The sequence below is a fragment of the Pseudomonas sp. GW823-FHT02E01 genome, assembly GCF_058797535.1.
In genome coordinates, this window is record NZ_JBXAJS010000004.1 from 14,796 (window position 1) to 40,450 (window position 25,655).

The following is a 25,655-nucleotide window of genomic DNA, read 5'->3' on the forward strand; positions in this document are numbered from 1 at the left end:
GCCCCATCGCGAGCAAGCTCGCTCCCACAAGGTTTCGGTGTCGCTCACATAATCTGAGCCAGGCACAAAACCTGTGGAAGCGGGCTTGCTCGCGAAAGCGGTATGGCAGTCAACATGGATGTTGAAGCTGATGGCCCCATCGCGAGCAAGCTCGCTCCCACAGTTGTTTCTGTTCAACGCTCGATAATGGCGGTCACGCCCTGCCCGCCCGCCGCGCAAATCGAAATCAGCCCCCGCCCCTTGCCCGCCGCATCCAGCAACTTCGCCAGGTTGGCGACGATGCGCCCGCCCGTGGCGGCAAACGGATGCCCCGCCGCCAGTGAGCTGCCCTTGACGTTGAGCTTGCTGCGGTCGATCGAGCCCAGCGCCGTATCGAGCCCGAGACGGGTTTTGCAGTACTCCGCATCTTCCCAGGCCTTCAAGGTGCACAGCACTTGCGCGGCGAAGGCTTCGTGGATTTCGTAGTAGTCGAAGTCCTGCAAGGTCAGGCCATTGCGCGCGAGCAAGCGCGGTACGGCGTAGACCGGCGCCATCAACAACCCTTCGGCACCGTTGACGAAATCCACCGCCGCCGCCTCACCGTCACGCCAGTAGGCCAGTATCGGTAACCCGCGTGCCTTGGCCCATTCCTCGCTGCCCAGCAGCACCAGTGACGCGCCATCGGTCAGTGGCGTGGAGTTGCCGGCGGTCAGGGTGCCCTTGGCGCTTTTCTCATAGGCCGGCTTGAGCGCGGCGAGCTTTTCCAGCGTGGAGTCCGGGCGCAGGTTGTTGTCGCGGGTCAGGCCCAGGAACGGTGTCATCAGGTCGTTGTGCCAGCCCTCGGCGTAGGACGCCGCCAGTTTCTGATGGCTCTCAAGCGCCAATTGATCCTGTGCCTGGCGAGGGATGTTCCAGGTCTGGGCCATCAGCTCGCAATGCTGGCCCATGGACAACCCGGTACGCGGCTCGCCGTTGCGCGGGAATTCGGGGATCAGATGTTTGGGACGCAATTGCAGGAAGGTTTTCAGTTTGTCGCCGGTGGTTTTCGCGCGGTTGGCTTGCAGGAGGATTTTGCGCAGGCCTTCGCTGACACTGATCGGCGCATCCGAGGTGGTGTCCACGCCACCGGCGATGCCGCAGTCGATCTGGCCCAGGGCAATCTTGTTCGCCACCAGCAGTGCCGCTTCCAGCCCGGTGCCGCACGCCTGCTGGATGTCATAGGCCGCAGTGGCGGGCGACAGTCGCGAACCCAGTACGCACTCGCGCGTGAGGTTCATGTCTCGCGACAACTTGAGCACCGCCCCGGCGACCACTTCACCAATGCGCTGGCCGTGCAGGTTGTAACGTTCGATCAGGCCTTCGAGGGCGGCGGTGAGCATCACCTGGTTACTGGCCGTGGCATAGGGGCCGTTGGAGCGGGCGAAGGGAATCCGGTTACCGCCGATGATCGCGACGCGGTGCAGTTGGGTCATGAAGAGCTCCTGACAAAAGACCTGATGTAAACACTAACCCCTGTGGGAGCGAGCCTGCTCGCGAAGAGGTCAGCACATGCAACATCGATGTTGGCTGATACACCGCCATCGCGAGCAAGCTCGCTCCTACAATGTAACCAAGCGTAGGCCTTATCTCGTGGATCGAACGACTGATCGCCATTCATGGTCCACACTTTGATCCCCAGCTTTCGGAGCGTGTTCCATGTCTGACCGCTATATCGACTTCGCCAATTCGTCCATCGGCCATCGCCTGGTCGGCGCCCTGGGGTTGCCGACACCGACCAGACTGGAGCGCTGGCAAGCGGGCCGGTTGCGACCTGTAGAAGGCGCCCTGCTGATTGGAGGCGGGCCGTTGGCCGAACACGTCAGCGCTTTCGCCAACCGTCTGACCGACGCAATCTACAGCTACGGCGCCGAGCCTTCGATGGCCACGGCCTGGATTCCCGGCCATGGACCGAAACTCAAGGCCGTGGTGTTCGACGCCAGTGACCTGCTGCACACCGATCAGCTCAAGCAACTTCGCGAGTTTTTCCAGCCGCTGATGAAAAACCTCGACCACTGTGCGCACCTGGTGATTCTCGGGCGCGATCCGCAAACCTTGCGTGACCCGTTCGCCGCCAGTGCCCAGCGTGCCCTGGAAGGTTTCAGCCGTTCACTGGCCAAGGAATTACGCAGCGGTGGCACCCTGCAATTGATCTACGTCGGTGAAGGTGCCGAGGGGCAACTGGAAGGCCCACTGCGGTTTTTCCTCTCACCGAAAAGCGCCTTCGTGTCCGGGCAGGTCATTCGCTTGAATCCGTGTTTGACGCCCGTCACCGACTGGACACGCCCGCTCGCCGGGCGCAAGGCACTGGTCACCGGTGCGGCGCGCGGTATCGGTGCCGCCATTGCAGAAACCCTGGCCCGCGATGGTGCCGACGTCATCCTGCTCGACGTGCCGCCGGCCAAAACTGATCTCGAAGCCCTCGCCGCACGCCTCGGCGGGCGCACCATCACCCTCGACATCTGCGCCGAAGACGCCGCCGCGCAGTTGATTGAACAACTGCCCGACGGGCTCGACATCGTGGTGCACAACGCCGGCATCACCCGGGATAAAACCCTGGCCAACATGACCCCGGAATTCTGGGACGCGGTGCTGGCGGTCAACCTCAATGCGCCGCAAGTGCTGACCAAAGCCCTGCTCGACAGCGGCGCCCTGCACGACAACGGCCGGGTGATCCTGCTGGCGTCCATCAGCGGCATCGCCGGCAATCGCGGGCAAACCAATTACGCGGCGAGCAAGGCCGGGTTGATCGGATTGGCGCAAGCCTGGGCGCCGCTACTCCACGAGCGCAGCATCAGCATCAACGCCGTGGCACCGGGCTTCATCGAAACGCAGATGACCGCGCACATTCCCTTCGGCCTGCGCGAAGCCGGACGCCGCATGAGTTCGCTTGGCCAGGGCGGCCTGCCGCAGGACGTCGCCGAGGCCGTGGCCTGGCTCGCGCAACCGGGCACCGGCGCGTTTACCGGGCAAGCGTTGCGTGTATGCGGGCAAAGCGTTCTGGGGGCTTAAGGATGATCACCGACTGGCACACACTCAACCGCGAACCCGGCCTGCCAGGATTGTACGCACGAGCGGCGACACGGCGAAAAATCACGGGCACCACCCTACCCGATTCGGGTTTGCGTTGCTGGGTCGAAGCCGACCCCAAGCGCCTGGCGGCTTATCGCAAGGTCTGTGGTTTCGCCGACAACGGCCTGCTGCCACCGACCTACCCGCACATCCTCGGGTTTGCCTTGCAGATGCAACTGCTCACGACCAGGGACTTCCCGTTCCCGCTACTGGGCCTGATTCACCTGAGCAATCGCGTTCGTGTACTGCGTCCCATGGGTGGAGTGAATCGGGTATGCGTCAGCGTGCAAGTGCAGAACCTGCAACCCCACGCCAAAGGCGCGACGTTCGATCTGCTGACCACCCTCGACGATCAGTTGGGGCCGTTGTGGGAAGCAGAAAGCCGGATGCTCTGTCGCGGCGTCAAACTCGAGGGTGAACCGCTCGAAGAGAGCCTGGTATCCAGCCTGGCCCTGAGCGAAGTCGAGCACTGGAAAGCGCCTTCGGACATCGGCCGGCAATACGCCAAGGTGTCCGGCGACTACAACCCGATCCACCTCAGCGCGGCCAGCGCCCGACTCTTCGGCTTCCCGACCGCCATCGCCCATGGCCTGTGGAACAAGGCACGCACGTTGGCTGCGCTGGCCGGGCATCTGCCTGTAGCGAATGTCGAGATCGCGGTGCAGTTCAAGAAACCGGTACGGTTGCCCAGTGAGGTGACGTTACTGGCCAGTGCGCCAGGGCCGAGCGGGGATTTTCAGTTGGTGGGTGTCGGGGAGCTGGAGCATATGGTCGGGGATTGGCGGCCGGTTGCCTGAGAAAGCTGATACCTCGACGTGGCGAGGGCGCTGGCTCCTCGCCACAAAAGCTCCGCGGTTAGTTTTGCGGATCGAGATTATCCAACGCCCGGTTCACCGCCAGCTCACCCAGCATGATCACCTGCGCAATCCCCAGCAGGGTGTTGCGCTGCGAGCCCTCCAGAAAACCTGCGAAATCACTCGCCATCACACTCGCCGACGCCAGCGACTCACAGGCGTGGGCCAGCAGGGTCTCGGTATCGATGTCCGGGGCGATGACGAACATAGTGCTGGGTTTGTGAACGGCAGGTGGCTTGGGCGGATTGAGGTAGTGATCGAGGGCGCGGTCGGCGGCTTCGTGGAATTTATTTGAGTGAGGGGATTGGTAGGGAGAAACGTCGTCGGTTTCGGGGGGATTTGGGGTGGGTTTGAACATGGTGAAGCTCCATTCTTGGATTTGGAGTTCGCCATCACTGCGACCAAGCAGAAGGGTGGCGAACCGTACGCAGGTTGGTCGACCAGGGAATGGAAACCCGGCAGGGCCTAAGCCCTCCCACGCACAGCTCGCCATTAAGCAAGCACAAAAATGCCGCTCACGCGGCACTGTGCGCCATTCTAAACCCGGGCGACCAAACCCGATCACTGATTTTTCAGCGACCGACAAAGGCTAGAGATCGCGCTTCCGACGGACAACCTGAAAAACGTGTCGGAGGTTTCCTCGGGACTTGAGGAAAACTACACAGGAATGTGTTGGCTGAAAGGGCGTCATCGCGAGCAAGCTCGCTCCCACAGTGGATTGGGTACACCTGCAAGATTTCGGTCGGCTGGCAGGCCGCCATCGCGAGCAAGCTCGCTCCCACAGCCAAAAGTGACCCGCTAAGAGCGGAACCATAAGTGGCCGTTACCGAAGAAATGGATATGTACACAACCCAAACCTCCGTTTTGGCGGAATGATTCTATGCTGACATTACTCAGTGATGGTCAAGGTAGACGCACTCATGAAAGCCAGCCTCCCCCACAAACAAAAAAGTGCCGCCGCGAATGAGTTCGCCCTGGGATTGCTGACCGCCGCCATTCATCTGAACCTGCCGGGCATCGGACAGGTACCGAATCTGCCGGCGACCCTCACGACCAGTGCGAGCCTGCAATTTTGAGTGCCGGGGACAAACTCTTCGGGCGCCTGCTCCATCGCCATCCGCCGCCCCCGCCGGAACCGCAAGAGGCACCGCGGGTGCACAGTTTCGGATTGCAGATGCAGCTCAATGCCGAGGGGCGTGTCGTTCAACTGAGCGGTCCGCTGCGGCACTTGCTGGCCCAGCACCCCCCCAGCGAGCAGGCACCGCATCTGTTCGACTTCCTGTTGCCCCACAGCAGCCTCGTCATCGAAGGCTCGCCGGCGGACTGGCAGGGGCAAACCCTGGACCTGGACTTCTACAGCCTCAACGGCCCCCCGCTGCATTTGCGCGGCTGGGCGCAGCCCTTGGCCGATACCTGGTTGTTGCAGATGCTGGACATCGGCGACCTGCTGCTTGAGCGTCTGCAATCGCGCAACCGCGAACAATGCCAGGTGCTGGCGCAGCAAATCGCCGAACAGTTGCGCCTGTGCAGCCTGACGCGCCTGCCCGAGGTGCTGACCGAGCAACTGCAAAGCCTGGCCCAGCGTTTTCAGATCCCCTGCATTGCCCTCGCCTTGCTCGATGAGCAGGAACATGGTTGGCAGATTCACCAGCACTACGCAGCCCTGGATGCACCGCAACTCTGGCAAAACGGTCAACGCCTGGGCACGGGGCTGGACAGTTTGAGCGGCTCGGCTCCGCAGCACCTGACCCCGCGCGAACACCCGCGCCTGCAAGGTACGTTCGGCAATACCGATGGCTTCGTCGTGCCCTATCATGATGCGCAAGGGGTGGTCGCCTGGTTGCTGTGCGGTTTCTTCACGGCGCAAAAACGCGCCCCCGATGTCACGGAACGCGACTGGCTACAAATCACCGCCGCGCTCGCCAGTCCCTTGCTCGGGCGCCTGCGCGAGCACCGGCATCACCTGCAACTGGAACGCCTGGAATCGCTGCAAGCCTTGCTGGGAACAGGCTGGTGGGAAGTTTTCAGCGACAGCGACGAGGTTCAGTTGGCACCTTCGCTGGCCACTACCCTGAACCTTGGAATGTCGCGTTTATCCATGCAGGACTGGCTCGATCAGGTGTATCCCGCCGACCGCGAAGAGCTGCGCATCTGCCTGCAAGACTTGCAGGAGACTGGCACTCCCCTGCTGCTGTGCGTGCGCCTGTATCGCCCCTACGGTGCGCCCGCACCCGCCTGGTATCGCCTGCAAGGCCAGGCTCTGGGCGCGGGAAAAAACCGTCGTCTGGTGGGGTTCATGCTCGACATCAGCGACATCAAGAACCAGGAACAGAGCGCCATCGCCGCCCATGCACGCCTGGACAATCTGATCGCCAGCTCTCCGGCGGTGATTTACGTACAGCGCTATGTCGACGGTGCGTTGCACCCGGTGTTTTTCAGCGACAGCCTGTTGCCACTGCTCGGCTGGACCCTCGCCGACTGCGCGCCCGGGGCGCTGGGGGAGCGGGTGCATCCCGACGACCGACTGCAGTATTTCGAGCGCACGCGGCTGTTGCTGCGTGAAGGCTCGGTGCGCGCCCGCTATCGGTTGCGTGACAGTCACGGCGACTATCACTGGCTGCTGGATGAAGCGAAGTTGTTGCGCAACGACCTCGGCCTGCCGGTGGAAGCCGTGGGCCTGTGGCTGGACATCACCGAAGCGACCCTGGCCACCGAACAGGTCAGGCAGAGTGAAGAACGCTACCGGATGTTGGTGGAAGACTCGCCGGCGATGATCTGCCGCTACCAGCCGGACTTGATCCTGACCTTCGGCAACCGCCCGCTGGCCACCTGTCTGGAGTTGGCGCCCGAACAATTGCCGGGGGTGAATCTGGGCGACTGGATGTCCGGGGAACAGCGCACTGCATTCATCCAGCGGCTGAACCGACTGAGCCCCGAGTTTCCGGTCAGCACCGCCGAGATCAACCTGCAACTGCCCGGCTGCGAACACGCCTGGTGGGTCTGGTCCGATCGTGGGGTGTTCGATGAACAGGGCCGGTTGCTCGAGGTCCAGGCTGTCGGGCGCGACAACACCGAGGTGAGGCGCGCGCAGCAGCAGCTCACACAAAGCGCGAAAATGGCCACCCTCGGAGAAATGGCCACCGGCCTGGCCCATGAGATCAACCAGCCGCTGAATGTGATGCGCATGGCTATCGTCAACGTACTCAAGCGCCTGAACAACGGCGACGTACAGGTCGATTACCTGATCGACAAGCTCACGCGCATCGACACGCAAGTGCAGCGCGCCGCGCGGGTGGTGGACCACATGCGGGTGTTCGGCCGCCGCTCGGAAACCGAGCAGCAACCGTTCAACCCGGTCCAGGCCATCGAAGGCACGCTGTCACTGTTGTCCGAGGACCTACGCGACAAAGGCGTCGACCTGCGCATCAGCGAGACCGGTTTTGAGGCGCAGGTGCGCGGCTATGTCGATCAGCTTGAACAGGTACTGATCAACCTGATGGTCAACGCTCGGGACGCGTTACTCGGCAAGCGCGAAACCCTGTCCGGGTTCAAGCCGTGGATTTCGCTGTATACCGAACGGGATACACACTCGGTACGCCTGTGGGTCGAGGACAACGGCGGCGGTATCGACCCGCGTTTGCTGGAGCGGATTTTCGAGCCGTTCTTCACCACCAAACCGGTGGGCTTCGGCACCGGTCTGGGGCTCTCGGTGAGCTATGACATTGTCGAGAACATGGGCGGCAAGCTGAGCGTCAGGAACTCCACCGAGGGTGCGCGTTTCTGCATAGAACTGCCGATTGTGCTGCCGGATCAGATCACCAGGGATGGGCGTCCCGAGTGACAACCGAGGTTGGCACCCACCTCGACTTTGTTCAGGTCGATCCCCAGGCTTGCCAGTGCCAGGCATAAAAACCCCTGTAGGGTACAGGGGTTGAGAGACTGGCTGACTCTAGGATGCGTGCGGTGGGTAGTTGGCCAATATCCGCGTGACCGTTTCCCAGATGGCATCGCGACGATCCGTCGGGTTCGGCGTGCGGCTGAGTATCTGTTCGTCACTGCCACGCCACACCAGTTTGCCGTCCTTGCCATCGAGCAGGTCGATCTGGATGGTCGCCACTTTGTAGCTGACGTTGCGGGTTTCGTTATACATAGGGGCGCCGTAGTAGCCATACCATGGGTTACCCCAGCCGCCACCGTAATTGGTGGTCACCTGTTGTTGCCGCTCTTCGACAATCAGGTAGGTCTGCACATTCAAATCGCCCTTGGCGCCTGCGGCGGCCGGGCGCAGACCGCGCTGATCCAGTTGATCGGCAACCGCCTGACGGATGCGCTGCTCGGTCAGGTCGCTCTTGATCCGTGGATCGTCGGGACGGTATTGCAGGGCGGGTTCTTTCCAGGTCCAGCTGCGATAGGCAGCAAAGTCGCGGCTGGCGTCAAAGTCATGATTGACCTGGTTGGCGGCGCAGGCACTGAGCAGCGCGGCCACTGCCAGTAAAACAAAACGGCGGAACATGATGAGTCTCCGGTTGAAGGCATGATCCTGCGGAATGCTTCTTATCTACAAGAAGCTAACTAGGAGGATACGCCGACATTGCCTTTTTCACAGCCTCCCGTATGGCATCGGCCCGCTCGCTTTCGCTGCCCCGGTTGCCGGTTTCAGCGCTGGAGCTCCACACCGGCTGGCCGCTCCTGGCGTCAAACATATCCACCTGAACCACCACGACTTGCTCCTGATAGGTACGAACGACAGGTACGGTGGCGTACCCGCCATATCCAGGGCCGTAGCCGTTGTAGCCACCATAACCGCCGCCGTAATAGTCGTCCTGTACCTGGCGCAAACGGGTTTCCAGGCGCAGGTCGGCGCTGACAAACAGGTCGGCCGGGCGATTGTCGTGCAACGGGCGCAAGCCGCGTTGATCCAGCGCATTGCTGACCGCTTCGGCGATCTGTGCCGAGTCGGCCCAGGCGGTGCCCGGTGGCAGATGCCCGTCGAGCCAGGCCCAACTGCGGTAGCGCCCATAGTCACGGGGGGCTGCCGGGTAAGCGCTGCGGTCAAAGGTGTTGGCGGTCTGGGGCGGCGCCGGTGGCAATGGGTTGGACGTGGCGACATAGGGGTTGCTGCCCTGACAGGCAGCCAGCCCCAGGCAGAACACCAGTACACCTGAATGACTTTTCATTGCGTGCTCCGATCAGACAGGCCGACAGATCCAGTGCAAGTAACGTCCAAGCCCGGCAAAGCTCGGATGACGACGGTGGGCCAGTTCCATTTCCAGCAGGTCCACCAGCTCGGCGCGGGCCTGGAATTCCACCGGCATGTAATCGTGGAAAACCCGCACGCCACTCATGGTTTCGACCTGCCACAGACCTTCAAGTTGCGCCGCCAGCTCACGCGGATCAAGGGGCTGTTGCGGGGTCAGGCTCTGCTTTTCGCCGGCCATATCGTTCTTGCGCATCTTGCGGAAATGCCCCTTGAGCAAGTTGCGATATATCAGCGCGTCACGGTTGTAGAACGCCAGGGACAGCCAGCCGTCAGCCTTGGTCAGCTGATGCAGCACCGGCAGGATGGCGTGGGGTTCGGCCAGCCATTCCAGCACGGCGTGGCACAACACCAGGTCGTAGGGTTCGGTGAGTTGCCCGAGCAGCTCCTGCCAGGGTGCCTGAATGAACGTGGCGCTCTGCCCTGCTTCGGCAAAACGCTGGCGGGCGCCTTCGAGCATCGGCTCGGCAGGCTCGGCGAGGGTCACCTGATGGCCCCGCTCGGCCAGCCACAACGACATGTGGCCAAGGCCAGCGCCGATGTCCAGCACGCGCAGCGGCCGGTCGGGCAAGATTTCGGCCAGATCGGCCTGCAACACCGCCAGACGGATTGCACCTTTGGCACCGCCGTAGATTTTTTCGGCGAAACGGGTCGCCAGTTGATCGAAATGACGGTCGCTCATCAGCTGAACCTCCGTTCGCTGTCCGCCAGTTTGCTGCGCACCACGGCGTCCATGTCCAGGCCCAGTTCGCCGCACAGCAGCAATAGATAAAGCACGATGTCACCGACTTCCTGCCCGGCGTGGGCGAGTTTGTCCGCCGGCAACTGGCGTGACTGGTCTTCGGTCAGCCACTGGAAAATTTCCACCAGCTCGGACATTTCCACACTCGCGGCCATGGCCAGGTTTTTCGGGCTGTGAAATTGCCGCCAGTCATTGCGGTCACGGATGGCGTGCAGGCGTTCGGTCAGTTCAACAAGGTTCATCGGGCTCTCCTGAAGACGTATAGCTTCGGGGGGATCACAGGTGAAGGCAAGGGCAGAAGATGCATGTTCTCTGTGCAACCCTCTATGCTTGTGGGAACTCGGCAGCCTGATCGACAGCCCAAGACTCAATTCTCTTTAAACAGGACGTTCACTTCATGCAGGTAGAAGGTTTTTCCGAATGGCTCGGCCAGGTACTCGGCTCGATCATCCGCTTCATCGTTGATGGCCTCAGTGGTCTGTTCAATCTGTTGAGCAACGCCAGCAGCAATTTCATCGAAGGCCTGTCCCAGGCGCTGGGCATGGATACCTCGGTCATCAGCATCGTGACCTTGATCCTCGGCCTGATCCTGCTGTGGTCAGCGATCCGCGCCTTTCTCAATGCGTCGTTCATCATGGGTTTCATCTGGTTGGTGCTGGGGCTGTGGTTGCTCAGCTGGATCATCCACTGACCCCACCGAACACCTGTGGGAGCGAGCTTGCTCGCGATGGCGTCGGCACATCAAAAATTGATTCAACTGAAAGAGCGCTATCGCGAGCAAGCTCGCTCCCACATTGGATCTCTGGTGTTTTATGAATTGAGCTCACTTAGCTAATCCGTTTTCACCGCTACAATGCCCGCTCCTCCAAGGAGCCTGCATGTCCAACCTGACCGCCGACTGGCGCGACCGCCCTACCCATCGCCGGGTCTGGGCACTCGCCGCGCCGATGATTCTCTCGAACATTTCCGTACCGCTGGTGGCATTGGTCGACAGCACCGTCATCGGTCACCTGCCCCACGCCCATCAACTCGGTGCCGTCGCGGTCGGGGCCAGTCTGTACACCTTCCTTGCCTGGGCCATGGGCTTTCTGCGCATGGGCTCCACCGGGTTCGCCGCCCAGGCAGCGGGGCGTGGGGATGGTGCCGCCTTGCGGCAGATTCTGTTGCAAGGCCTGCTGCTCGCCATCGGCCTGGCCGTGGTCCTGGGTGCGGTGGGCGTGCCTTTGAGCGGGGTCGCGTTGCATTTCATGCAACCGTCGGCTGAGCTCGATCAGCTGACCCGCGAGTTCTTCCATACCCGCCTGTTCGGCCTGCCGGCGGCGCTCGCCAGTTATGCACTGGTCGGCTGGTTCCTCGGCACCCAGAATGCCCGGGCACCCCTGGCGATTTTGCTGAGCACTAACCTGGTCAACATTGCCCTGAACCTGTGGTTCGTCCTCGGCCTGGAATGGGGTGTGGTCGGTGCTGCCCGGGCCTCGGTGATTGCCGAATGGACCGGCGCACTGATCGGCTTGCTGATGACCCGCAAAGCCCTGCGCGCCTACCCCGGGCATATCGTCTGGGCGGCATTGGCGCTGTGGCAGAATTGGCGGCCATTGCTGGCGGTCAACCGCGATATCTTCATCCGCAGCCTGGCACTGCAATCGGTGTTCTTCCTGATCACGGTGCAAGGCGCACGGCTGGGCGACGCCACGGTCGCGGCCAACGCTCTTTTGCTCAATGGCCTGCTGCTGACCGCCCACGCCCTCGATGGCCTGGCCCACGCTGTCGAAGCCCTGTGCGGACATGCTCTTGGCGCCCGTAACCGCGATGCCCTGCGCCGTTCATTGGTGGTGGCCGGTGGCTGGTCGTTGCTCGCAAGCCTGGGCTTTGCCGCGCTGTTTCTGCTCGCCGGGCATCTGTTCATCGAGATGCAGACCGACATTCAAAGTGTGCGCGACACCGCGTTCATCTACCTGCCCTACCTCGCCGTACTGCCGCTGATTGCCGTCTGGAGTTACCTGCTCGACGGCCTGTTCATCGGCGCCACCCGCGCCCGGGAGATGCGCAACGGCATGCTGTTGACCGTGGCGCTGGTGCTGCCTTTCGGCTGGGCACTGCAAGACGGGGGCAACCATGGCCTGTGGATAACCTTTCTGTTGTTCATGCTGCTGCGCAGCCTGACCCTCGGCATGATCGCCTGGCGCCTGCGCCGTAACGATGGCTGGTTCGCCGGCGGTATTCACTGATCGGGCGTGGCCCCGACAATCAATTTCGACCTCATGGCCAGGGTGGATCGTTCTGCCACAGGTTTCGCAGGTGATCGAGGCGTTCCTGTTGAGTTCCGCCCGGCAACGGCTGCACGGGCGCCGCGTCAGGATACTGCAGGCGTAGCCATATCCAGCCATCGAGCACCGGGCGCTCGCTGAACCCCAGCGCGATCCCCTCCTGCACATGAGCCCACAGGCGGGGAAAATCGACACCGGTGGATCGGTTCCAGCGCCAGGCATGCTGCTCGAGCAGGCAGGTTTGCAATTTTCCCTGCTGCCCAACGCTGAGGCTTTCCTCGACTGCCAACGGGCTGACCGACAACCCCGGGCTGGACAAGCGCTGCCAGCCCTCACACCCCATCGCGCGGTCGGCCCAACTACCGCCGAACCAGCGTAACTGGTGGATAGGTCCTAGCCAGCGACTCAGTTCAACCGCATCGCAGGCATCGAAAAAATAACTCGCTGTGGTTGGGTTGTAGTAACTCAGAAGGGCCCGGTGCAGGCCAAGCGTGACCGTGAGCATGCGCCGCAAATGCGCCAGCAACGACGAAGCGCCCGCCTCGCTGACCACCAGCAATCCGGGCCAGCGTTTTCCGTCGACGATGCATAAATCGGCCAGTGCCGGGCAGGTGCGCAGATCGACCAGGACCGGCCCCTGTTCATGTAGCGCATGCCACTCCGTGCCTTCGAACAACCCGAACCATCGGGCCTGGGCAAACATTTGCCGAAGTGTGACACCCGCCTGCGGCGTGCCCGGCACATCCAGCAACAACCACTGCGGGGGTGCCTCGGGCGTACGTGTGGCAATCATGCTCCAGAGCTCTGGCCAAGCTGCGTCGCCAGACGACAGGTGCACAAAGCCTGTGCGCAATGGTTGAAGCTGCCGCCACCGGGTAGCAGGCACAACATCAGCAATGGCTCCCCCGAGCGCAACCATTGCTCCAGGCCCTCATCATGGGTGCAGCCGGGCTGGGGGGTGTCGGCGTCCGTCACCTCGACCGTTGCCGGCGCATGCAGCACCCCGGTTATCTGCGGTTGATCGGGATCGCCCTCGACAAAACCCACGACCACCTCGGTCCCTTCCCGTATCGGCGTGAACGTCGAGGCCTGCAACTGCCTGGCCAGGGGCAGCCAGCAATGACTGGGCGTCGCCCCTTCGCCCTGATAAAGCCAGTCGAATTGCACCGGTACCGGCCTTTGCGGGTCAGGGCTTGGCTCATCGACCTCGACGACCCACGCCCGTTGCGGGCCATGCATCCTTGGTTCGATCGTCACACAGGGCGGTTTGATGGGTGCCGGCCAGTGCAGGACACGGGCCTGGTTGTGGTAAGGCGTCGTCGTATCCTGGCTGCCCCAATGCTCAACGCGGGTCAGCAGCCAGAGCCGATTGCAATCGGCAACCGGATGACCGGACAGTGGCATCAGTCGACCGCTTCGCAAGGTCGCCAGGTCCGTCCGGCATTCGGCGCACTGCACAGCTGTCCCACCGCTACGCCGACGTTCGAACTGCCGCACCGCCGGTCGATCGCCCTCGCTGCGCAATACCACAGGTTCGCCGGTTGGAAAATGCTGCCGGTCATCACCAAACACCACACAGTGCCCCCGGGCCCGGTGTTCGAAGTGGTAGTGAAGCCCCTCCTGGGCGCACAGTCGCTGGAGAAATTGCAGGTCTGACTCTCGATATTGTGTGCAAAAATCCCGGGGCGGGTATTGGCCACTTAGCTCCAGACGTCGATCCTTGCCGGTAATGCCGTGCTCCTTGAGGACCTGGTCGAGGATTTGCGGCACTGATCGGGCACTGAAGATTCGCTGGCTGAAGCGCTGGGCCAGGCAAGCCAGTTTTGGCCCCAGACGCACCTGGCAGAGTCGGGGTCCGCTGGCGTGGTCACGCTGGACGAGCTCATGCAATTGTCCATGCACGTAGCTTCCGGCTGGTCCGAAATGCAACGAGGCAGGGCGATACAGCAAACTGGCAAGGTCAAGCACCGGGTCTTCGATCAGCAGTTCCAGGTCGAACACGAACGGCTCGCTGATGGCTTCTCTGCCGGTAAAGACCAGGACCTCTAAGGAATCGGGCAGACCTGCTACATCCAGACGAAATGACGGTTCGCTGACTGGATTGAACATCGGCGTTTCTCTACAGGAGGGGCGGCCGGGGATTCTCGCTGAGAGACATGGCCGAGTAGAGTGCCGAAATACAAATTAGGAAATAACCTACGCGAAAAGAAGACCAAATGCGTTGGGTCGTCGAAGATGCTGGAAATTTCGCCTGGAACAGGAGAATTGCCGCACCAGGTCATCTGAAATTTCCGCAGCGAACGGTAAATTTTCAGACGACCTGATGAGCGTGACGCTTACCTCAGGAAGACAGGTAAGACGAACGGGTCAGCCCCAGACGCAAGGCATCGAGGAACTGCGTGCGCTCGGTTGCGCTGATGCGGGCACTGGCGCACTTGTCGCGGTAGTGGGTCATCAGTTCTTCCGGCGACAAGTGCACGTAACGCAGCATGTCTTCGATGGTGTCGTGGGTTTCGATACCGGCGTGGTACACGCTGCCATCGGCGTTCTGGTAGATGTTCACCGAATCGGTATCGCCGAACAGGTTGTGCATGTCGCCAAGAATTTCCTGGTAGGCACCGACCAGGAACACACCCAGCAAGTAGTCCTCACCTTCTTTCAACGCGTGCACCGGCAAGCTGGTCTCGATGCTCTGCTCGTCGACGTACTGGTTGATCTTGCCGTCGGAGTCACAGGTCAGGTCTTGCAGTACCGCACGACGCAGCGGCTCTTCATCGAGACGGTGCAGCGGGATGATCGGCAGGACCTGGTCGATGGCCCAGGTGTCCGGCAGGCTCTGGAACACCGAGAAGTTGCAGATGTACTTGTCGGCCAGCTTGTCGTTGAGTTCGTCCAGCACCTGACGGTGGGAACGCTGGCGTGCCTTCAACGAGTTGTGCAGGCGACGGCACACGGCGAAGTAGCACTGCTCGGCCAGGGCTTTCTCGGCCAGGGTCAGCTTGCCATCGGCGTACTGGGAGGCAACATCACTCATGTAGTGCGTGGCGCGCCAGTAGGTTTCGGTGACCATTTCGATGTCGGTCGGACCCAGCAGGTCCACCAGCCACTGCACGGTTTCCGGCAGCGCTTCCTTGTTCTCGATCTGCGGCACGTCGTCGTTGTGTTTCTCGACGTCGGTCACCTGAATCACCAGCATCGCGTGGTGCGCGGTCAGGGAACGGCCGCTTTCGGAGAAGATGTTCGGGTGCGGCAGGCTCTGCGCATCGCAGAATTCCTTGAGCATCCCGACCACGACACCAGCGTAGTCGTCCATGTCGTAGTTGATCGAACTGGCATTACGCGAGTGCGTGCCGTCGTAGTCCACGCCCAGGCCACCGCCGACGTCGATGTGATCCACCGGAAGGCCGAGGTTGCGCAGTTCGCCGTAGTAACGGATCGCCTCCTTGAAACCGTGCTGGTAGTCCGCCAGGTTGGCGATCTGCGAGCCCATGTGGAAGTGCAGCAGGCGAATGCCCTGGTCCAGGCCCGCCGCGCGGAAACGCTCGACCACCGACAGCAGTTGCGCCGCCGACAGGCCGAACTTGGATTTTTCACCGCCGGTGTCCGCCCACTTGCTCGAGGCCAGGGACGACAGGCGCACGCGCAGGCCGACCTGAGGCTTGACCTTGAGCGAAGCCGCTTCTTCGATCACCAGGCCGACTTCGGATTCTTTCTCGATCACGATGAACACGTTGTGGCCGAGCTTCTGGCCCATCAGTGCCAGGCGAATGAACTCGCGGTCCTTGTAGCCGTTGCAGACGATGGTGCCGCCCTTCGGCGCCAGTGCCAGCACCGCCAGCAGTTCAGGCTTGGAGCCAGCTTCCAGGCCGATGGAAACGTTCTGGGTGGCGATGATGTTTTCGATCACCGCTTCCTGCTGGTTCACCTTGATCGGGTACAGCGCGGTGTACTTGCTCTGGTATTCCAGACGCTCGATGTTGGCGTCGAATGCGCCGGTCAGCTGACGCACGCGGTCTTGCAGGATGTCCGGGAAACGGACCAGCAATGGCAAGGACAGGCCGCTTTTGCGCAGCTGGTCGACTTGCTCGTACAGGTCGATAGGCGAGCTGCTCGGACCGTTCGGACGAACTTCGACGCGACCGGCGTCATTGATCGCGAAATACCCGGCCCCCCAATGGCGAATCCCGTAAACACTGCGGCTGTCCGCAACTGTCCATTGGCTGCCATCGTCTTTGCGTGTGCGTCGTACGGACATCGAAGTCCCCTATAAAGAAGTCATAGTGCGTCGCCTGGGTTCAGGCCGGCGCAGTCTAAAGAATGAAAATGACGGTTCGTCAACGAGGCAATAGACCCCGCCGACCGCAGTGAGTTTAGATACCGGTCATGAACAGGCTCTGTGAAAACCATGTAGACGATGCCGGACCTGAATGTCATCAGGACCGGATCAAGCCGAGGGTGGTTTTCACAGAGGCTGCTAGCCGCCGGACTTCTTCGCTTTGAAACCGAGCTTGATCAGTTCTGCCAAGAGTAGCTCGACATGATCGCCCTGGATTTCGATGACACCGTCTTTCAGCGCCCCACCGGTACCACAACGTTTCTTCAACGTCGTGGCCAGGTCCTTGAGCGCGTCTTCAGCCAACGGCACGCCGGTGATGGTGGTCACCGTCTTGCCGCCACGGCCCTTGCTTTCGCGACGCACGCGAGCGATGCCGTCGCCGGCCGGGATAACGGTCTGTCTGCAGATGCAGGCGTCCACCGGTTTACTGCATTCCGGGCAATGACGACCTGCGTCGGTGGAAAATACCAGGCCGCCCAAGGCGGCGAAGGATGCGGCTTTTTTGGCCACCGGCAATCCTCTTCGGAGGACAAAGACTGGTCGCAGCACTTGGGAAGGCTATCGACCGCGAAGCCCCACTCAGGCAGGGGCAGCGCTACTGAAACGGTACGACATTCATTTCACTGTAGGAGCGAGCTCGCTCGCGATGGACTCAAAAGCGACGCGTTCATTCTGGATGCCCGCGTTATCGTTGACGTCCATCGCGAGCGAGCTCGCTCCTACAGCAACAACCAGCAATACCGGTTCAGTTTAAAAAGGTCGCGCAGTGTAACGGCAAAAACGCCGATTGCTAAGAGCCAATCGGCGCCAATTTATAGCTGTTTTGCGACGTCGATCCGGCGTGAGCGCAAATAGCGCTTCAACGCGGCCAGAGAGTCCGGGCAATAAGGCTTTTGCTCGATTTCCAGCATGACCTGATCGATAGGGATAAAGCGCGCTTCGAGCACCTCTTCCGGTTGCAGGATCAACGGGCCGTCCCACACCGCCGAGAACGCCGAACACCACAGGCGATTGCCGGTGTCCTCAAAGTAAAAGTGGTCATGGGCGGTCAGTTCCACGCCACTCACGCCCAGTTCTTCCTCCAGCTCCCTTGCCGCCGACTCGGCATAGGTTTCACTGGCGAGCACCATGCCCCCCGCCGCCACGTCCCAGAAACCGGGATAGATTGCCTTGCTCAGGGTGCGGCGATGCACACACAGCTCGCCAGCGGAGTTGAACAACATAATGTAGGTGCCGCGCCCGATCAGCCCGCGCTCGCGCAAATCGGAACGAACCAGGGCGCCGAGCAGGTTGTCCTGCTCGTCAACCCAGGCGATCTGTTCGGCATCGGAAGCCGCACGGTGCGCGGCCTCCCTGGCATTATCGACCATGACTCAGCCCTGATTGAGCAGTTGACGCAAATCGATCACCGCCGCGTTGGCCCGGGAAATGTAGTTGGCCATGACCAGCGAGTGGTTGGCCAGTACGCCGAAGCCACTGCCGTTGAGGATCATCGGGCTCCACACCGGCTCCTGCGACGCTTCCAGTTCACGAATGATCTGGCGCACGCTGACCGTGGCGTTCTTCTTGGCCAGCACATCGGCGAAGTCGACTTCAATGGCGCGCAGCAAATGCGAGAGAGCCCAGGCCTGACCGCGAGCTTCGTAGAACACGTTGTCGATCTGCAGCCATGGGGTTTCGACGATTTCCTCATCGACTTGCGGCGCCACACCCGGCGTCACCACCTCGGTCTTCAGCGCAGTGTTGAGCTTGACCCGGCCCACACTGGCCGACAGTCGTTGCGACAGCGAACCCAGACGGGTGCCGACGTCACCCAGCCAGTTGTTCAGGTTGTCGGCGCGGGCATAGAACAACGCGCTCTTCTGGTTAGGATCGGACAGTCGCGCCTGATAGCGGCTCAGGGAATTGATGCCCTCCAGGTACTCGGACTCACTGGATGGCAGCACCCAGCTCTTGTTGTCGAAGTTGAAGCGCGGCTCGGCCTTGGCCAGGTCGGCGTCTTCGGCGGACTGCGATTGCGAACGGGCGAAGTCTTTACGCAGTGCCCTGCTCAGGTCGCGGACCTGCACCAGCACGCCATATTCCCAGCTCGGCATGTTGTCCATCCACAGGCCTGGCGGGAATCGGTCGTTGGAAATATAGCCGCCCTGCTTGGTCAGCAAGGTGCCGGCAACGGTCTTGAGGGTTTCCACCGTGGTGTAGCCGACGACCATCTGCTTGCCTTCTTTTTCGGCCGCCAGTTGAGCGGTTTGCTGGACCGGGAACAGCGCCGGCTCCTGGCTCCAGTACCAGCCCAGGACACTCGCCACCAACAGGTAGATGCCCAGCAGAGTGGCCAGCGCCCGGCTGAACAACAGACCACCCAGATAACTGCGGGTCTCCGACTTCGGTTCAGCGGCACGTTCAGGCGCACTGTCTGTGCGGTTCTTCCAGTCCAGCATGGCGATATCCTTTCAAGCTCTTGAGTTCAACGGTTCGACCACAACCATACAACAACGTGCCTTGGCCCGGCACCCGCCATCGCACCGATGCAGAAAATTACCGGGCTTGCGGATCAAAAGAACGTCTGTGCACCCGACGACGCTGCGACCCACAAAATCCCCCCTAATGGTTTGGATTGCCACCCTAAGGGAATCCCCGACCCTCTAATACCCGAAAAAACGGGCCGATCAGCACTGGCAAAAAAATCATGAATGGCCGGCGTTCCGTCACTCGCCCATTTCCACCCCGCCCCCGCCAAGTGCCCTGATTCAGGTACTTCGCCCCTTAAAACCGCGACTTGAAAGGCTAGAACAAGACCGGCCAGTCACAAACTGAATAAAGACACATTGCAGATTATTGACGTACAGCACTCATGTAATGGAAAAGTGGTGCTAGCATAGAGCCACCACTCGACCTCAGTGTGCACCCTAACTAGTAGTCAGGATATGACCGAGCCAGAAGATCCCAGCCGCGAGCGCCTCAAGCACCACTTTGCCCAGCGGGTAATTCATCAGGCTCGTCAGATTCTTGAGATATGGCAGCGCCTGCAACGCAGTGAGTGGTCCACCGCCGACCTTTCGGAACTGAGCGAGGCCAATCTGCGCCTGCTGCGTTTCGCCGAGCGTTTCGAACAACCGGAACACTCGCAACTGGCACGCCACATCGGTCAGTCACTGGAAGCGGTCGACGCCAATCGCGGACGCCTGAGCAGTGGCCTGATCACCGATCTCAACCGCTTGATGCAGCGCCTGTCACGCACCGGCCTGCGCCATGGCGACCAACTCGATCAAACCTTCCTGCCGCCGCTGCGCAAGCCCATCTACGTGATGTTGCAGGATCACGACCGCGCCGAGCGCCTGGCCAAACAACTGGAATTCTTCGGCCTCAGCGCCCAGTCCCTGGACAGCGTAGACGCGTTTCGCTCATCGATGGTCGAACGCATGCCGGCGGCGATTGTCATGGACGTGGACTTCAGTGGCACCGGTGTCGGCCTGAAACTGGCCGCCGAAGCCCAGGAAGGCCTCGATCATCAGCTGCCGCTGCTGTTCTTCAGCCTGCACGAAACCGACACCCCGACCCGCCTGGCCGCCGTGCGTGCGGGCGGCCAGGAATTCCTTACCGGCACCCTCGAAGCGTCGAGCCTGCTGGAGAAGATCGAAGTCCTGACCTGCGTTGCCCAGTACGAGCCTTATAAAGTGCTGATCATCGACGACTCCCGCGCCCAGGCCTTGCACACCGAGCGTCTGCTCAACAGCGCCGGGATCGTCACCCGCACGCTCATCGAGCCGATCCAGGCCATGGCCGAACTGGCGGACTTCCAGCCGGACCTGATCATCCTCGACATGTACATGCCGGCCTGCACCGGTACGGAACTGGCCAAGGTGATCCGCCATAACGACCGTTACGTCAGCGTGCCGATCATTTACCTGTCGGCCGAAGACGACCTGGACAAGCAGCTCGACGCCATGAGCGAGGGCGGCGACGACTTCCTGACCAAACCGATCAAGCCCCGACACCTGATCACCACCGTGCGCAACCGCGCGGCCCGGGCACGCAACCTCAAGGCACGGATGGTCCGCGACAGTCTCACCGGGTTGTACAACCACACGCATATCCTGCAATTGCTCGAAGACTGCTCGTTCCGCGCCCGCCGCGAAAGCAAGCCACTGAGCTTTGCCATGCTCGACATTGACCACTTCAAACGGGTCAATGACAGCCACGGCCACCCCATGGGCGACCGGGTGATCAAGAGCCTGGCGCTGTTTCTCAAGCAACGCCTGCGCAAAACCGACTTCATCGGCCGCTACGGTGGCGAAGAGTTCGCCATCGTCATGCCGGATACCGATATCGAAGCGGCCTACAACGTGCTCGATGAAATCCGTCAGCGCTTTGCCGAGATTCACTATCCCGCGCAACCCGAGGATCTGTGGTGCACCTTCAGTGCCGGAGTGGTTGAGCTTTGCGAAAGCTCCGACAGCCTGATGATGGCCAACCAGGCGGACGAAGCGCTGTATCGCGCCAAACACGGCGGACGCAATCGCGTACAGGGCGCACGCACATCAAAGCAAAGTGCCACTTTTTTATCGGAATCGACCGATACGGTCATAACCCTGTAACAGAAACGCAATAACTTCAGGCACTTACCATTTCTGCCGTTGGTAGTCCGTAATGCGCCTGAAGCTGCTGACCAATCTCAATACCCTCCTTCTGGTGGCCGTGTGCGTGGCCCTCGGCGCTACGCTGTGGTGGTCGCAGAAAGCCCTGGAGCGCCCATATCTATTAATGGAGCGCTACCTGGGCCTGTCGCAGCAATTTCAGAATGACGTCGCCCGCAGCATTGAGGATTACCTGGGCAGCGGCGATGCGCTGCGCCTGAGCAGTGCCGCCCAAGGCATCGACAGCCTGCAAAAAGAACTCGGCGAATTGCCACCGGCCTTGGCCGAGGCGTTGCGCCCCAGCCTGTCGACCCTTGAAGAATTCAGCAAGACCGACCTGCTGGCCGCCGGCAAACTGGCAGGTGATCCGCAGGCCTTGCTGCTGCAGGCCGAGCGGGAACTGGGCGCCAGTCTCGATCAGCTCAGCCAGTACGCCAGTGGCAATGCGGCCTACCTCACGCCGCTGCTCACCGCATCGCAACACTTGGGAAAATTGTCCCTGACCCGGGACAAACTGGTCAGCAGCGGCCGTAGCGAATTGGCCGCCGATGTCGAACGCGAAGTGGCCAACATCCGTATCCAGGCAGAGAAACTCGACGCCCTGCCATTGCTGGGCGTGACCACCAGCAGCGAGTCGAACACTGATGATTTCGCCTCGATGATGGGCCTGGAGAACAAGGAAAAAACCGTCGTCGAAGATGCCGGCGTCGGCCTCAAGCGCGAGCTCAACAGCCTGCTCATCCGCTATCCGGCCGAGCTCTCGCGCACTCGCGATCAAATCCGCAAACGCGCCGACCTCAGCGCGGCGACCCACCTGAAAATCGCCGACGTGCAACAGGCCATTGCCGGGATGGAACCGGTGGTGCGCGCCCAGCACGGGCAGATCCAGGGTGAAGTACGGCTGATGCAAGGCGTGATGATCGGCTTGATTCTGTTGATCGCATTGCTGATCGACACCCTGCAACGCAAACTCGCCCGGACCCTGACCAACCTCGCCCCGGCCCTCTCGACCTGGGCCGAAGGTGACTTCAGCCGCGACATTCAACTGGGCAACACCAACCGCGAATTGCATGACATTGAAGCCTCCCTCAACCGCTTGCGCGCTTATCTGGTGGACCTGGTGGGGACCATTCGCCGCAACGCCGAACAGGTGGCCGGCAGCAGCCGCACCCTGGCCGACCTGAGCAACGACCTGCATGACGGTGCCGAGCATCAGGCTGGCGACACGGCACTGATCCGCGACTCCCTCAGCGAACTGGAAGCGACCATTCAACAAGTCGCCGGCGACGCCAGCCAGGCCGCCGAAGCCAGCCGCCACGCCGGCCTGGCCGTGGAGCATGGACAGAAAGTCATCGGCCTGAGCCTCACCGGCCTGCATGCGCTGGTGGATGAAGTGCAAGGCAATGCGCAAATGATCGAACACCTAGCCGAAGAGTCGGCCACCATCGGCGGCGTGTTGACGGTGATCCGCTCGATTGCCGACCAGACCAACCTGCTGGCCTTGAACGCCGCCATCGAGGCGGCCCGGGCCGGGGAAATGGGCCGAGGCTTCGCGGTGGTGGCCGAAGAGGTGCGCTCACTGGCGCAACGTACCGCCGGGGCCACCGCAGAAATCCAGACGCTGATCGCAGGGCTGCAAACCGCCGCGCGGCAATCGGTGGAGGGCATGCGAGCCCAGGTCGAACACGCCGAAGCCACGGCCAGCCAAGCCCAGGCCGCTGATGGCGCGCTGGATAAAATCGTCGGGGCGATCCAGACCATTTCCGACACGGCGGTACGCATCGCCGATGTCACCGCCCAGCAAAGCGGTGCTGTCAGCGAAATCCGTGACCACAGTGAGCGGATTCATCAGTTGGGAGGGGATAATTTGCTGCGCATTGGTGAAGGGCGTGAACAGGGAGAAAATCTTCTGGTGCTGGGTGGTCGATTGCATACAGCCGTTCAGGCCTTCCGCGTCTGATAGACCGCCATCGCGAGCAAGCTCGCTCCCACATTTGATTTGTGCACGACGCAAATCCCCTGTGGGTGCGAGCTTGCTCGCGATGGCGTCAGAACAAACACCTCAGACTCCCCTCCTGCATATCACGCCGCCGTCCGCTATCATCCCCCCAATTCCGATACGCGAGATCGTCATGCGCCGCTTGCTCTGCCTGTTGTTTTTAGTGTTCGTCCTGCCGGCCAGCGCCACTGGCTTGCTGGAGAACCGACCCAGCTCAAGCCTGGGCTCGATCAACAACAGCGCCGACTTCCTGCCGGTGCGCGAAGCTTTCCAGCTGAGCCTGGTAGGCAGCACACCGCAGTCGATCAAGTTGCGTTTCGTCGCCACCGAAGGTTACTACCTCTACCGCCACCGTTTTCAATTTCGCGCCGACCCGGCCGATGTCCTCCTCGGCGCGGCGAAACTGCCCGACGGTCAGAAAAAGCACGATGAATACTTCGGCGATGTCGAGGTGTACCACGGCATTCTCGACGTTGAGTTGCCGCGCACCGACCAACGCGCCTTCACTCTGGTCGTGACCTATCAGGGATGCGCCGACAAAGGCCTGTGCTATCCGCCGGAAACCGAGCGCCTGAGCATCGACGGCAGCGGCGCTCCGGCGACGGCTTATCAATGGAGCTGGCGCGAACTGGCGTTGTTTTTCCTCGCCGGCCTGGGCCTGACGTTCACGCCATGCGTGCTGCCCATGCTGCCGATCCTTTCCGGGGTGGTGCTGCGCGGTCAGGTCGGTGGCTGGCGCGGTTTCAATCTTTCGCTGGCCTATGTGCTGCCGATGGCCGCCTGTTTTGCCCTGCTCGGCGCCCTGATGGGCCTGTTCGGCGCCCAGCTCAACCTACAGGCGCGGCTGCAATCGGCCTGGGTGCTGGTGCCGTTCGCGATGTTTTTTGCCGTGTTTGCCTTGGCGATGTTCGGCGTCTTCGAACTCAAGCTGCCGCATGCCATCAGCAGTCGCCTGGACCGCATCGCCGGCCGCACCGAAGGCGGGTCACTGTGGGGCGCCGCGGTGTTGGGCGTGGTCTCCAGCTTGCTGGTTTCACCCTGCGTTTCGGCGCCATTGGCCGGGGCGTTGCTGTACATCAGCGCCAGTGGCGATGCGCTGGGTGGCGGCTTGAAACTGTTCATGCTCGGCCTCGGCATGGGCGCGCCGCTGTTGCTGGTGGCCACCGGTGGCGCAGCCTGGCTGCCGAAGAGCGGTCCGTGGCTGGTCTACGTGAAAAACGCGATTGGTGTGTTGTTGCTCGGGTTGGCCGTTGGCCTGCTCGGCCGCGTCTTGCCGGGCCAGGTCACCTTGCTGCTGATCGGTTTGCTGGCCGGCGGTGTCGGCCTGTTCATGGGTGCGCTGGAGTTCGTCTATAAACCACCACGCAAACGCCTGGGGCAATTGTTCGGCATGTTCCTGCTGTTTTACGCACTGGCCTGCTGGTATGGCGCCTTCAGCGGCCAGACCGATCCGTTCAACCCGATCGGCCAGCCCCGTATCGCTGACAACAACGGACCTGCGCAAAACACCAGCACCTGGCAAACCGTCAGCACTTCCGCCGATCTGGACCGCGTGCTCGCTGAGGCCCGGTCGTCCGGTACACCGCTGCTGCTCGACTGGTACGCCGACTGGTGCATCAGCTGCAAGGTCATCGAACGCGAGGTACTGGATGACCCTGTCGTCATCGAACGCCTCAAGGGTTACCGGCTGATCCGCTTCGACATCACCGCCAGCAACGCCGAGCAACGCGCCCTGCTCGATCGCTACCAGTTGTTCGGCCCCCCGGCCCTGATGTTTTTTGGCAAGGATGGTGTCGAACGCGCCGATGTGCGGGTGATCGGCGAGATCAACGCCAGGGACTTCGCCGAACGTGTAATCAGGGCGAATGACCAATTTTAATCAAGCAGTCATATATTTCGCGCAAACATCGGTCATCGTGCTGGCTATTGCAGAGAACTGGACAGTCACAAAGGCTTTGCGGCATAGTCGCCGGGTTCTGACAATTGCTCACAGATAACATAGGAACCGCCGATGGCGACGTTACTCGTTCTGCACGGACCCAACCTGAACCTGCTCGGCACTCGCGAACCGGGCACCTACGGCGCCACGACGCTGGCGCAGATCAACCAGGACCTGGAACGCCGTGCCCGCGAAGCCGGTCACCATTTGCTGCACCTGCAAAGCAACGCCGAGTACGAATTGATCGACCGCATCCACGCTGCCCGCAGTGAAGGCGTGGACTTCATTCTGATCAACCCAGCAGCTTTTACACATACAAGTGTCGCATTACGTGACGCGCTGCTGGCGGTGAGCATCCCATTCATCGAAGTGCATTTGTCTAACGTGCACAAACGCGAACCTTTCCGCCATCACTCTTACTTCTCCGACGTAGCGGTGGGAGTGATCTGCGGCCTTGGCGCCAGCGGTTATCGACTGGCCCTGGAGGCCGCCCTGGAACAGCTTGAACAACAAGTTAACCGCCCCTGACCGACCCTT

Annotated in this window: 22 protein-coding genes; 10 read left to right on the top strand and 12 right to left on the bottom strand. The window is 61.5% G+C overall.

The window, feature by feature from the left end; all coding sequences use genetic code 11:
* Positions 1-173 precede the first annotated feature (173 nt).
* Positions 174-1,451 (bottom strand): acetyl-CoA C-acetyltransferase, encoded by a 1,278-nt coding sequence (locus tag AC1RDQ_RS10345; protein ID WP_340312229.1) that lies wholly within the window; start codon positions 1,449-1,451, stop codon positions 174-176.
* Between the two features lie 223 nt (positions 1,452-1,674).
* Between AC1RDQ_RS10345 and AC1RDQ_RS10350 the strand changes: the two genes are divergently transcribed.
* Positions 1,675-3,027 carry a 3-oxoacyl-ACP reductase gene (locus tag AC1RDQ_RS10350; RefSeq protein WP_492587164.1) on the top strand — a complete coding sequence of 451 codons (1,353 nt, stop codon included), beginning with the start codon at positions 1,675-1,677 and terminating at the stop codon, positions 3,025-3,027.
* Between the two features lie 2 nt (positions 3,028-3,029).
* On the top strand, positions 3,030-3,884 hold the full coding sequence (locus tag AC1RDQ_RS10355) for a MaoC family dehydratase (protein ID WP_492587166.1): 855 nt from the start codon (positions 3,030-3,032) through the stop codon (positions 3,882-3,884).
* Between the two features lie 58 nt (positions 3,885-3,942).
* Here the strand turns inward: AC1RDQ_RS10355 and AC1RDQ_RS10360 are convergent, their stop codons facing one another.
* Positions 3,943-4,299 (bottom strand): DUF6124 family protein, encoded by a 357-nt coding sequence (locus AC1RDQ_RS10360; RefSeq protein ID WP_150813544.1) that lies wholly within the window; start codon positions 4,297-4,299, stop codon positions 3,943-3,945.
* A 562-nt stretch (positions 4,300-4,861) separates the two neighbouring features.
* On the opposite strand from AC1RDQ_RS10360, the gene AC1RDQ_RS10365 reads away from it, so the two are divergent.
* Both AC1RDQ_RS10365 and AC1RDQ_RS10370 read left to right on the top strand, forming a co-directional pair.
* Positions 4,862-5,017, top strand: a complete 156-nt coding sequence (locus tag AC1RDQ_RS10365) for a hypothetical protein (protein WP_198530222.1) — start codon at positions 4,862-4,864, stop codon at positions 5,015-5,017.
* Complete coding sequence (locus tag AC1RDQ_RS10370) at positions 5,014-7,782, top strand: ATP-binding protein (protein ID WP_492587168.1); 2,769 nt, start codon at positions 5,014-5,016, stop codon at positions 7,780-7,782. The genes AC1RDQ_RS10365 and AC1RDQ_RS10370 overlap by 4 nt, the downstream gene beginning before the upstream one ends.
* Positions 7,783-7,890: 108 nt before the next feature.
* On the opposite strand, the gene AC1RDQ_RS10375 is transcribed toward AC1RDQ_RS10370, so the two are convergent.
* The 4 genes from AC1RDQ_RS10375 to AC1RDQ_RS10390 are packed head-to-tail and all read right to left on the bottom strand — an operon-like array spanning position 7,891 to position 10,182.
* On the bottom strand, positions 7,891-8,454 hold the full coding sequence (locus AC1RDQ_RS10375) for a DUF4136 domain-containing protein (RefSeq protein WP_057712146.1): 564 nt from the start codon (positions 8,452-8,454) through the stop codon (positions 7,891-7,893).
* A gap of 55 nt (positions 8,455-8,509) precedes the next feature.
* Positions 8,510-9,118, bottom strand: coding sequence for a DUF4136 domain-containing protein (locus tag AC1RDQ_RS10380; protein WP_492587170.1), 609 nt, complete (start codon positions 9,116-9,118; stop codon positions 8,510-8,512).
* 12 nt (positions 9,119-9,130) lie between these two features.
* Positions 9,131-9,880, bottom strand: a complete 750-nt coding sequence (locus tag AC1RDQ_RS10385) for a methyltransferase domain-containing protein (RefSeq protein WP_492587172.1) — start codon at positions 9,878-9,880, stop codon at positions 9,131-9,133.
* Positions 9,880-10,182, bottom strand: a complete 303-nt coding sequence (locus AC1RDQ_RS10390) for a MazG-like family protein (protein WP_090452931.1) — start codon at positions 10,180-10,182, stop codon at positions 9,880-9,882. The genes AC1RDQ_RS10385 and AC1RDQ_RS10390 overlap by 1 nt, the downstream gene beginning before the upstream one ends.
* A gap of 155 nt (positions 10,183-10,337) precedes the next feature.
* Here AC1RDQ_RS10390 and AC1RDQ_RS10395 point away from each other — a divergent pair, with 155 nt between their 5' ends.
* Both AC1RDQ_RS10395 and AC1RDQ_RS10400 read left to right on the top strand, forming a co-directional pair.
* Positions 10,338-10,631 carry a hypothetical protein gene (locus AC1RDQ_RS10395; protein ID WP_057712150.1) on the top strand — a complete coding sequence of 98 codons (294 nt, stop codon included), beginning with the start codon at positions 10,338-10,340 and terminating at the stop codon, positions 10,629-10,631.
* A 187-nt stretch (positions 10,632-10,818) separates the two neighbouring features.
* Complete coding sequence (locus AC1RDQ_RS10400; RefSeq protein WP_492587174.1) at positions 10,819-12,168, top strand: MATE family efflux transporter; 1,350 nt, start codon at positions 10,819-10,821, stop codon at positions 12,166-12,168.
* Between the two features lie 31 nt (positions 12,169-12,199).
* On the opposite strand, the gene AC1RDQ_RS10405 is transcribed toward AC1RDQ_RS10400, so the two are convergent.
* The 6 genes from AC1RDQ_RS10405 to AC1RDQ_RS10430 all read right to left on the bottom strand — a co-directional run bounded on the left by AC1RDQ_RS10405 (position 12,200) and on the right by AC1RDQ_RS10430 (position 18,984).
* Positions 12,200-13,000: a DUF4123 domain-containing protein gene (locus tag AC1RDQ_RS10405; protein WP_057712152.1), complete on the bottom strand. Its 801-nt coding sequence runs from the start codon at positions 12,998-13,000 to the stop codon at positions 12,200-12,202.
* Entirely contained in the window at positions 12,997-14,316 is a 1,320-nt protein-coding gene (locus AC1RDQ_RS10410; RefSeq protein ID WP_492587176.1) for a type VI secretion system Vgr family protein, read from the bottom strand. The genes AC1RDQ_RS10405 and AC1RDQ_RS10410 overlap by 4 nt, the downstream gene beginning before the upstream one ends.
* A 232-nt stretch (positions 14,317-14,548) precedes the next feature.
* Positions 14,549-16,462 (bottom strand): arginine decarboxylase, encoded by a 1,914-nt coding sequence (gene speA / locus AC1RDQ_RS10415; protein ID WP_057712154.1) that lies wholly within the window; start codon positions 16,460-16,462, stop codon positions 14,549-14,551.
* Positions 16,463-16,681: 219 nt separating this feature from the next.
* On the bottom strand, positions 16,682-17,053 hold the full coding sequence (locus tag AC1RDQ_RS10420) for a translation initiation factor Sui1 (protein WP_057712155.1): 372 nt from the start codon (positions 17,051-17,053) through the stop codon (positions 16,682-16,684).
* 302 nt (positions 17,054-17,355) lie between these two features.
* Complete coding sequence (locus AC1RDQ_RS10425) at positions 17,356-17,913, bottom strand: NUDIX hydrolase (RefSeq protein ID WP_057712156.1); 558 nt, start codon at positions 17,911-17,913, stop codon at positions 17,356-17,358.
* Positions 17,914-17,916: 3 nt separating this feature from the next.
* Positions 17,917-18,984 (bottom strand): DUF2333 family protein, encoded by a 1,068-nt coding sequence (locus tag AC1RDQ_RS10430; RefSeq protein ID WP_090452925.1) that lies wholly within the window; start codon positions 18,982-18,984, stop codon positions 17,917-17,919.
* A 486-nt stretch (positions 18,985-19,470) separates the two neighbouring features.
* Here AC1RDQ_RS10430 and gcbA point away from each other — a divergent pair, with 486 nt between their 5' ends.
* The 4 genes from gcbA (at position 19,471) to aroQ (ending at position 25,646) form a co-directional block, all read left to right on the top strand.
* Positions 19,471-21,141 carry a diguanylate cyclase GcbA gene (gene gcbA, locus AC1RDQ_RS10435; RefSeq protein ID WP_057712158.1) on the top strand — a complete coding sequence of 557 codons (1,671 nt, stop codon included), beginning with the start codon at positions 19,471-19,473 and terminating at the stop codon, positions 21,139-21,141.
* Between the two features lie 955 nt (positions 21,142-22,096).
* Entirely contained in the window at positions 22,097-23,140 is a 1,044-nt protein-coding gene (locus tag AC1RDQ_RS10440) for a methyl-accepting chemotaxis protein (protein WP_407515164.1), read from the top strand.
* Positions 23,141-23,312: 172 nt separating this feature from the next.
* Positions 23,313-25,058, top strand: coding sequence for a protein-disulfide reductase DsbD (locus AC1RDQ_RS10445; protein ID WP_492587178.1), 1,746 nt, complete (start codon positions 23,313-23,315; stop codon positions 25,056-25,058).
* 132 nt (positions 25,059-25,190) lie between these two features.
* A complete protein-coding gene (gene aroQ, locus AC1RDQ_RS10450) occupies positions 25,191-25,646 on the top strand; it encodes a type II 3-dehydroquinate dehydratase (RefSeq protein WP_007971361.1) in 456 nt (151 codons plus the stop codon).
* Positions 25,647-25,655: the final 9 nt, after the last annotated feature.

Excerpts from the sequence above, each read along its gene's own strand:
- aroQ (WP_007971361.1), top strand. The coding sequence starts at position 25,191 with ATGGCGACGTTACTCGTTCTGCACGGACCCAACCTGAACCTGCTCGGC.
- AC1RDQ_RS10360 (WP_150813544.1), bottom strand. The coding sequence starts at position 4,299 with ATGTTCAAACCCACCCCAAATCCCCCCGAAACCGACGACGTTTCTCCC.
- AC1RDQ_RS10405 (WP_057712152.1), bottom strand. The coding sequence starts at position 13,000 with ATGATTGCCACACGTACGCCCGAGGCACCCCCGCAGTGGTTGTTGCTG.
- AC1RDQ_RS10425 (WP_057712156.1), bottom strand. The coding sequence starts at position 17,913 with ATGGTCGATAATGCCAGGGAGGCCGCGCACCGTGCGGCTTCCGATGCC.
- AC1RDQ_RS10445 (WP_492587178.1), top strand. The coding sequence starts at position 23,313 with ATGCGCCGCTTGCTCTGCCTGTTGTTTTTAGTGTTCGTCCTGCCGGCC.
- speA (WP_057712154.1), bottom strand. The coding sequence starts at position 16,462 with ATGTCCGTACGACGCACACGCAAAGACGATGGCAGCCAATGGACAGTT.
- AC1RDQ_RS10385 (WP_492587172.1), bottom strand. The coding sequence starts at position 9,880 with ATGAGCGACCGTCATTTCGATCAACTGGCGACCCGTTTCGCCGAAAAA.
- AC1RDQ_RS10410 (WP_492587176.1), bottom strand. The coding sequence starts at position 14,316 with ATGTTCAATCCAGTCAGCGAACCGTCATTTCGTCTGGATGTAGCAGGT.
- AC1RDQ_RS10355 (WP_492587166.1), top strand. The coding sequence starts at position 3,030 with ATGATCACCGACTGGCACACACTCAACCGCGAACCCGGCCTGCCAGGA.
- AC1RDQ_RS10380 (WP_492587170.1), bottom strand. The coding sequence starts at position 9,118 with ATGAAAAGTCATTCAGGTGTACTGGTGTTCTGCCTGGGGCTGGCTGCC.
- AC1RDQ_RS10400 (WP_492587174.1), top strand. The coding sequence starts at position 10,819 with ATGTCCAACCTGACCGCCGACTGGCGCGACCGCCCTACCCATCGCCGG.
- AC1RDQ_RS10430 (WP_090452925.1), bottom strand. The coding sequence starts at position 18,984 with ATGCTGGACTGGAAGAACCGCACAGACAGTGCGCCTGAACGTGCCGCT.
- AC1RDQ_RS10390 (WP_090452931.1), bottom strand. The coding sequence starts at position 10,182 with ATGAACCTTGTTGAACTGACCGAACGCCTGCACGCCATCCGTGACCGC.
- AC1RDQ_RS10375 (WP_057712146.1), bottom strand. The coding sequence starts at position 8,454 with ATGTTCCGCCGTTTTGTTTTACTGGCAGTGGCCGCGCTGCTCAGTGCC.
- AC1RDQ_RS10365 (WP_198530222.1), top strand. The coding sequence starts at position 4,862 with ATGAAAGCCAGCCTCCCCCACAAACAAAAAAGTGCCGCCGCGAATGAG.
- AC1RDQ_RS10440 (WP_407515164.1), top strand. The coding sequence starts at position 22,097 with ATGATCGGCTTGATTCTGTTGATCGCATTGCTGATCGACACCCTGCAA.
- gcbA (WP_057712158.1), top strand. The coding sequence starts at position 19,471 with ATGACCGAGCCAGAAGATCCCAGCCGCGAGCGCCTCAAGCACCACTTT.
- AC1RDQ_RS10345 (WP_340312229.1), bottom strand. The coding sequence starts at position 1,451 with ATGACCCAACTGCACCGCGTCGCGATCATCGGCGGTAACCGGATTCCC.
- AC1RDQ_RS10395 (WP_057712150.1), top strand. The coding sequence starts at position 10,338 with ATGCAGGTAGAAGGTTTTTCCGAATGGCTCGGCCAGGTACTCGGCTCG.
- AC1RDQ_RS10350 (WP_492587164.1), top strand. The coding sequence starts at position 1,675 with ATGTCTGACCGCTATATCGACTTCGCCAATTCGTCCATCGGCCATCGC.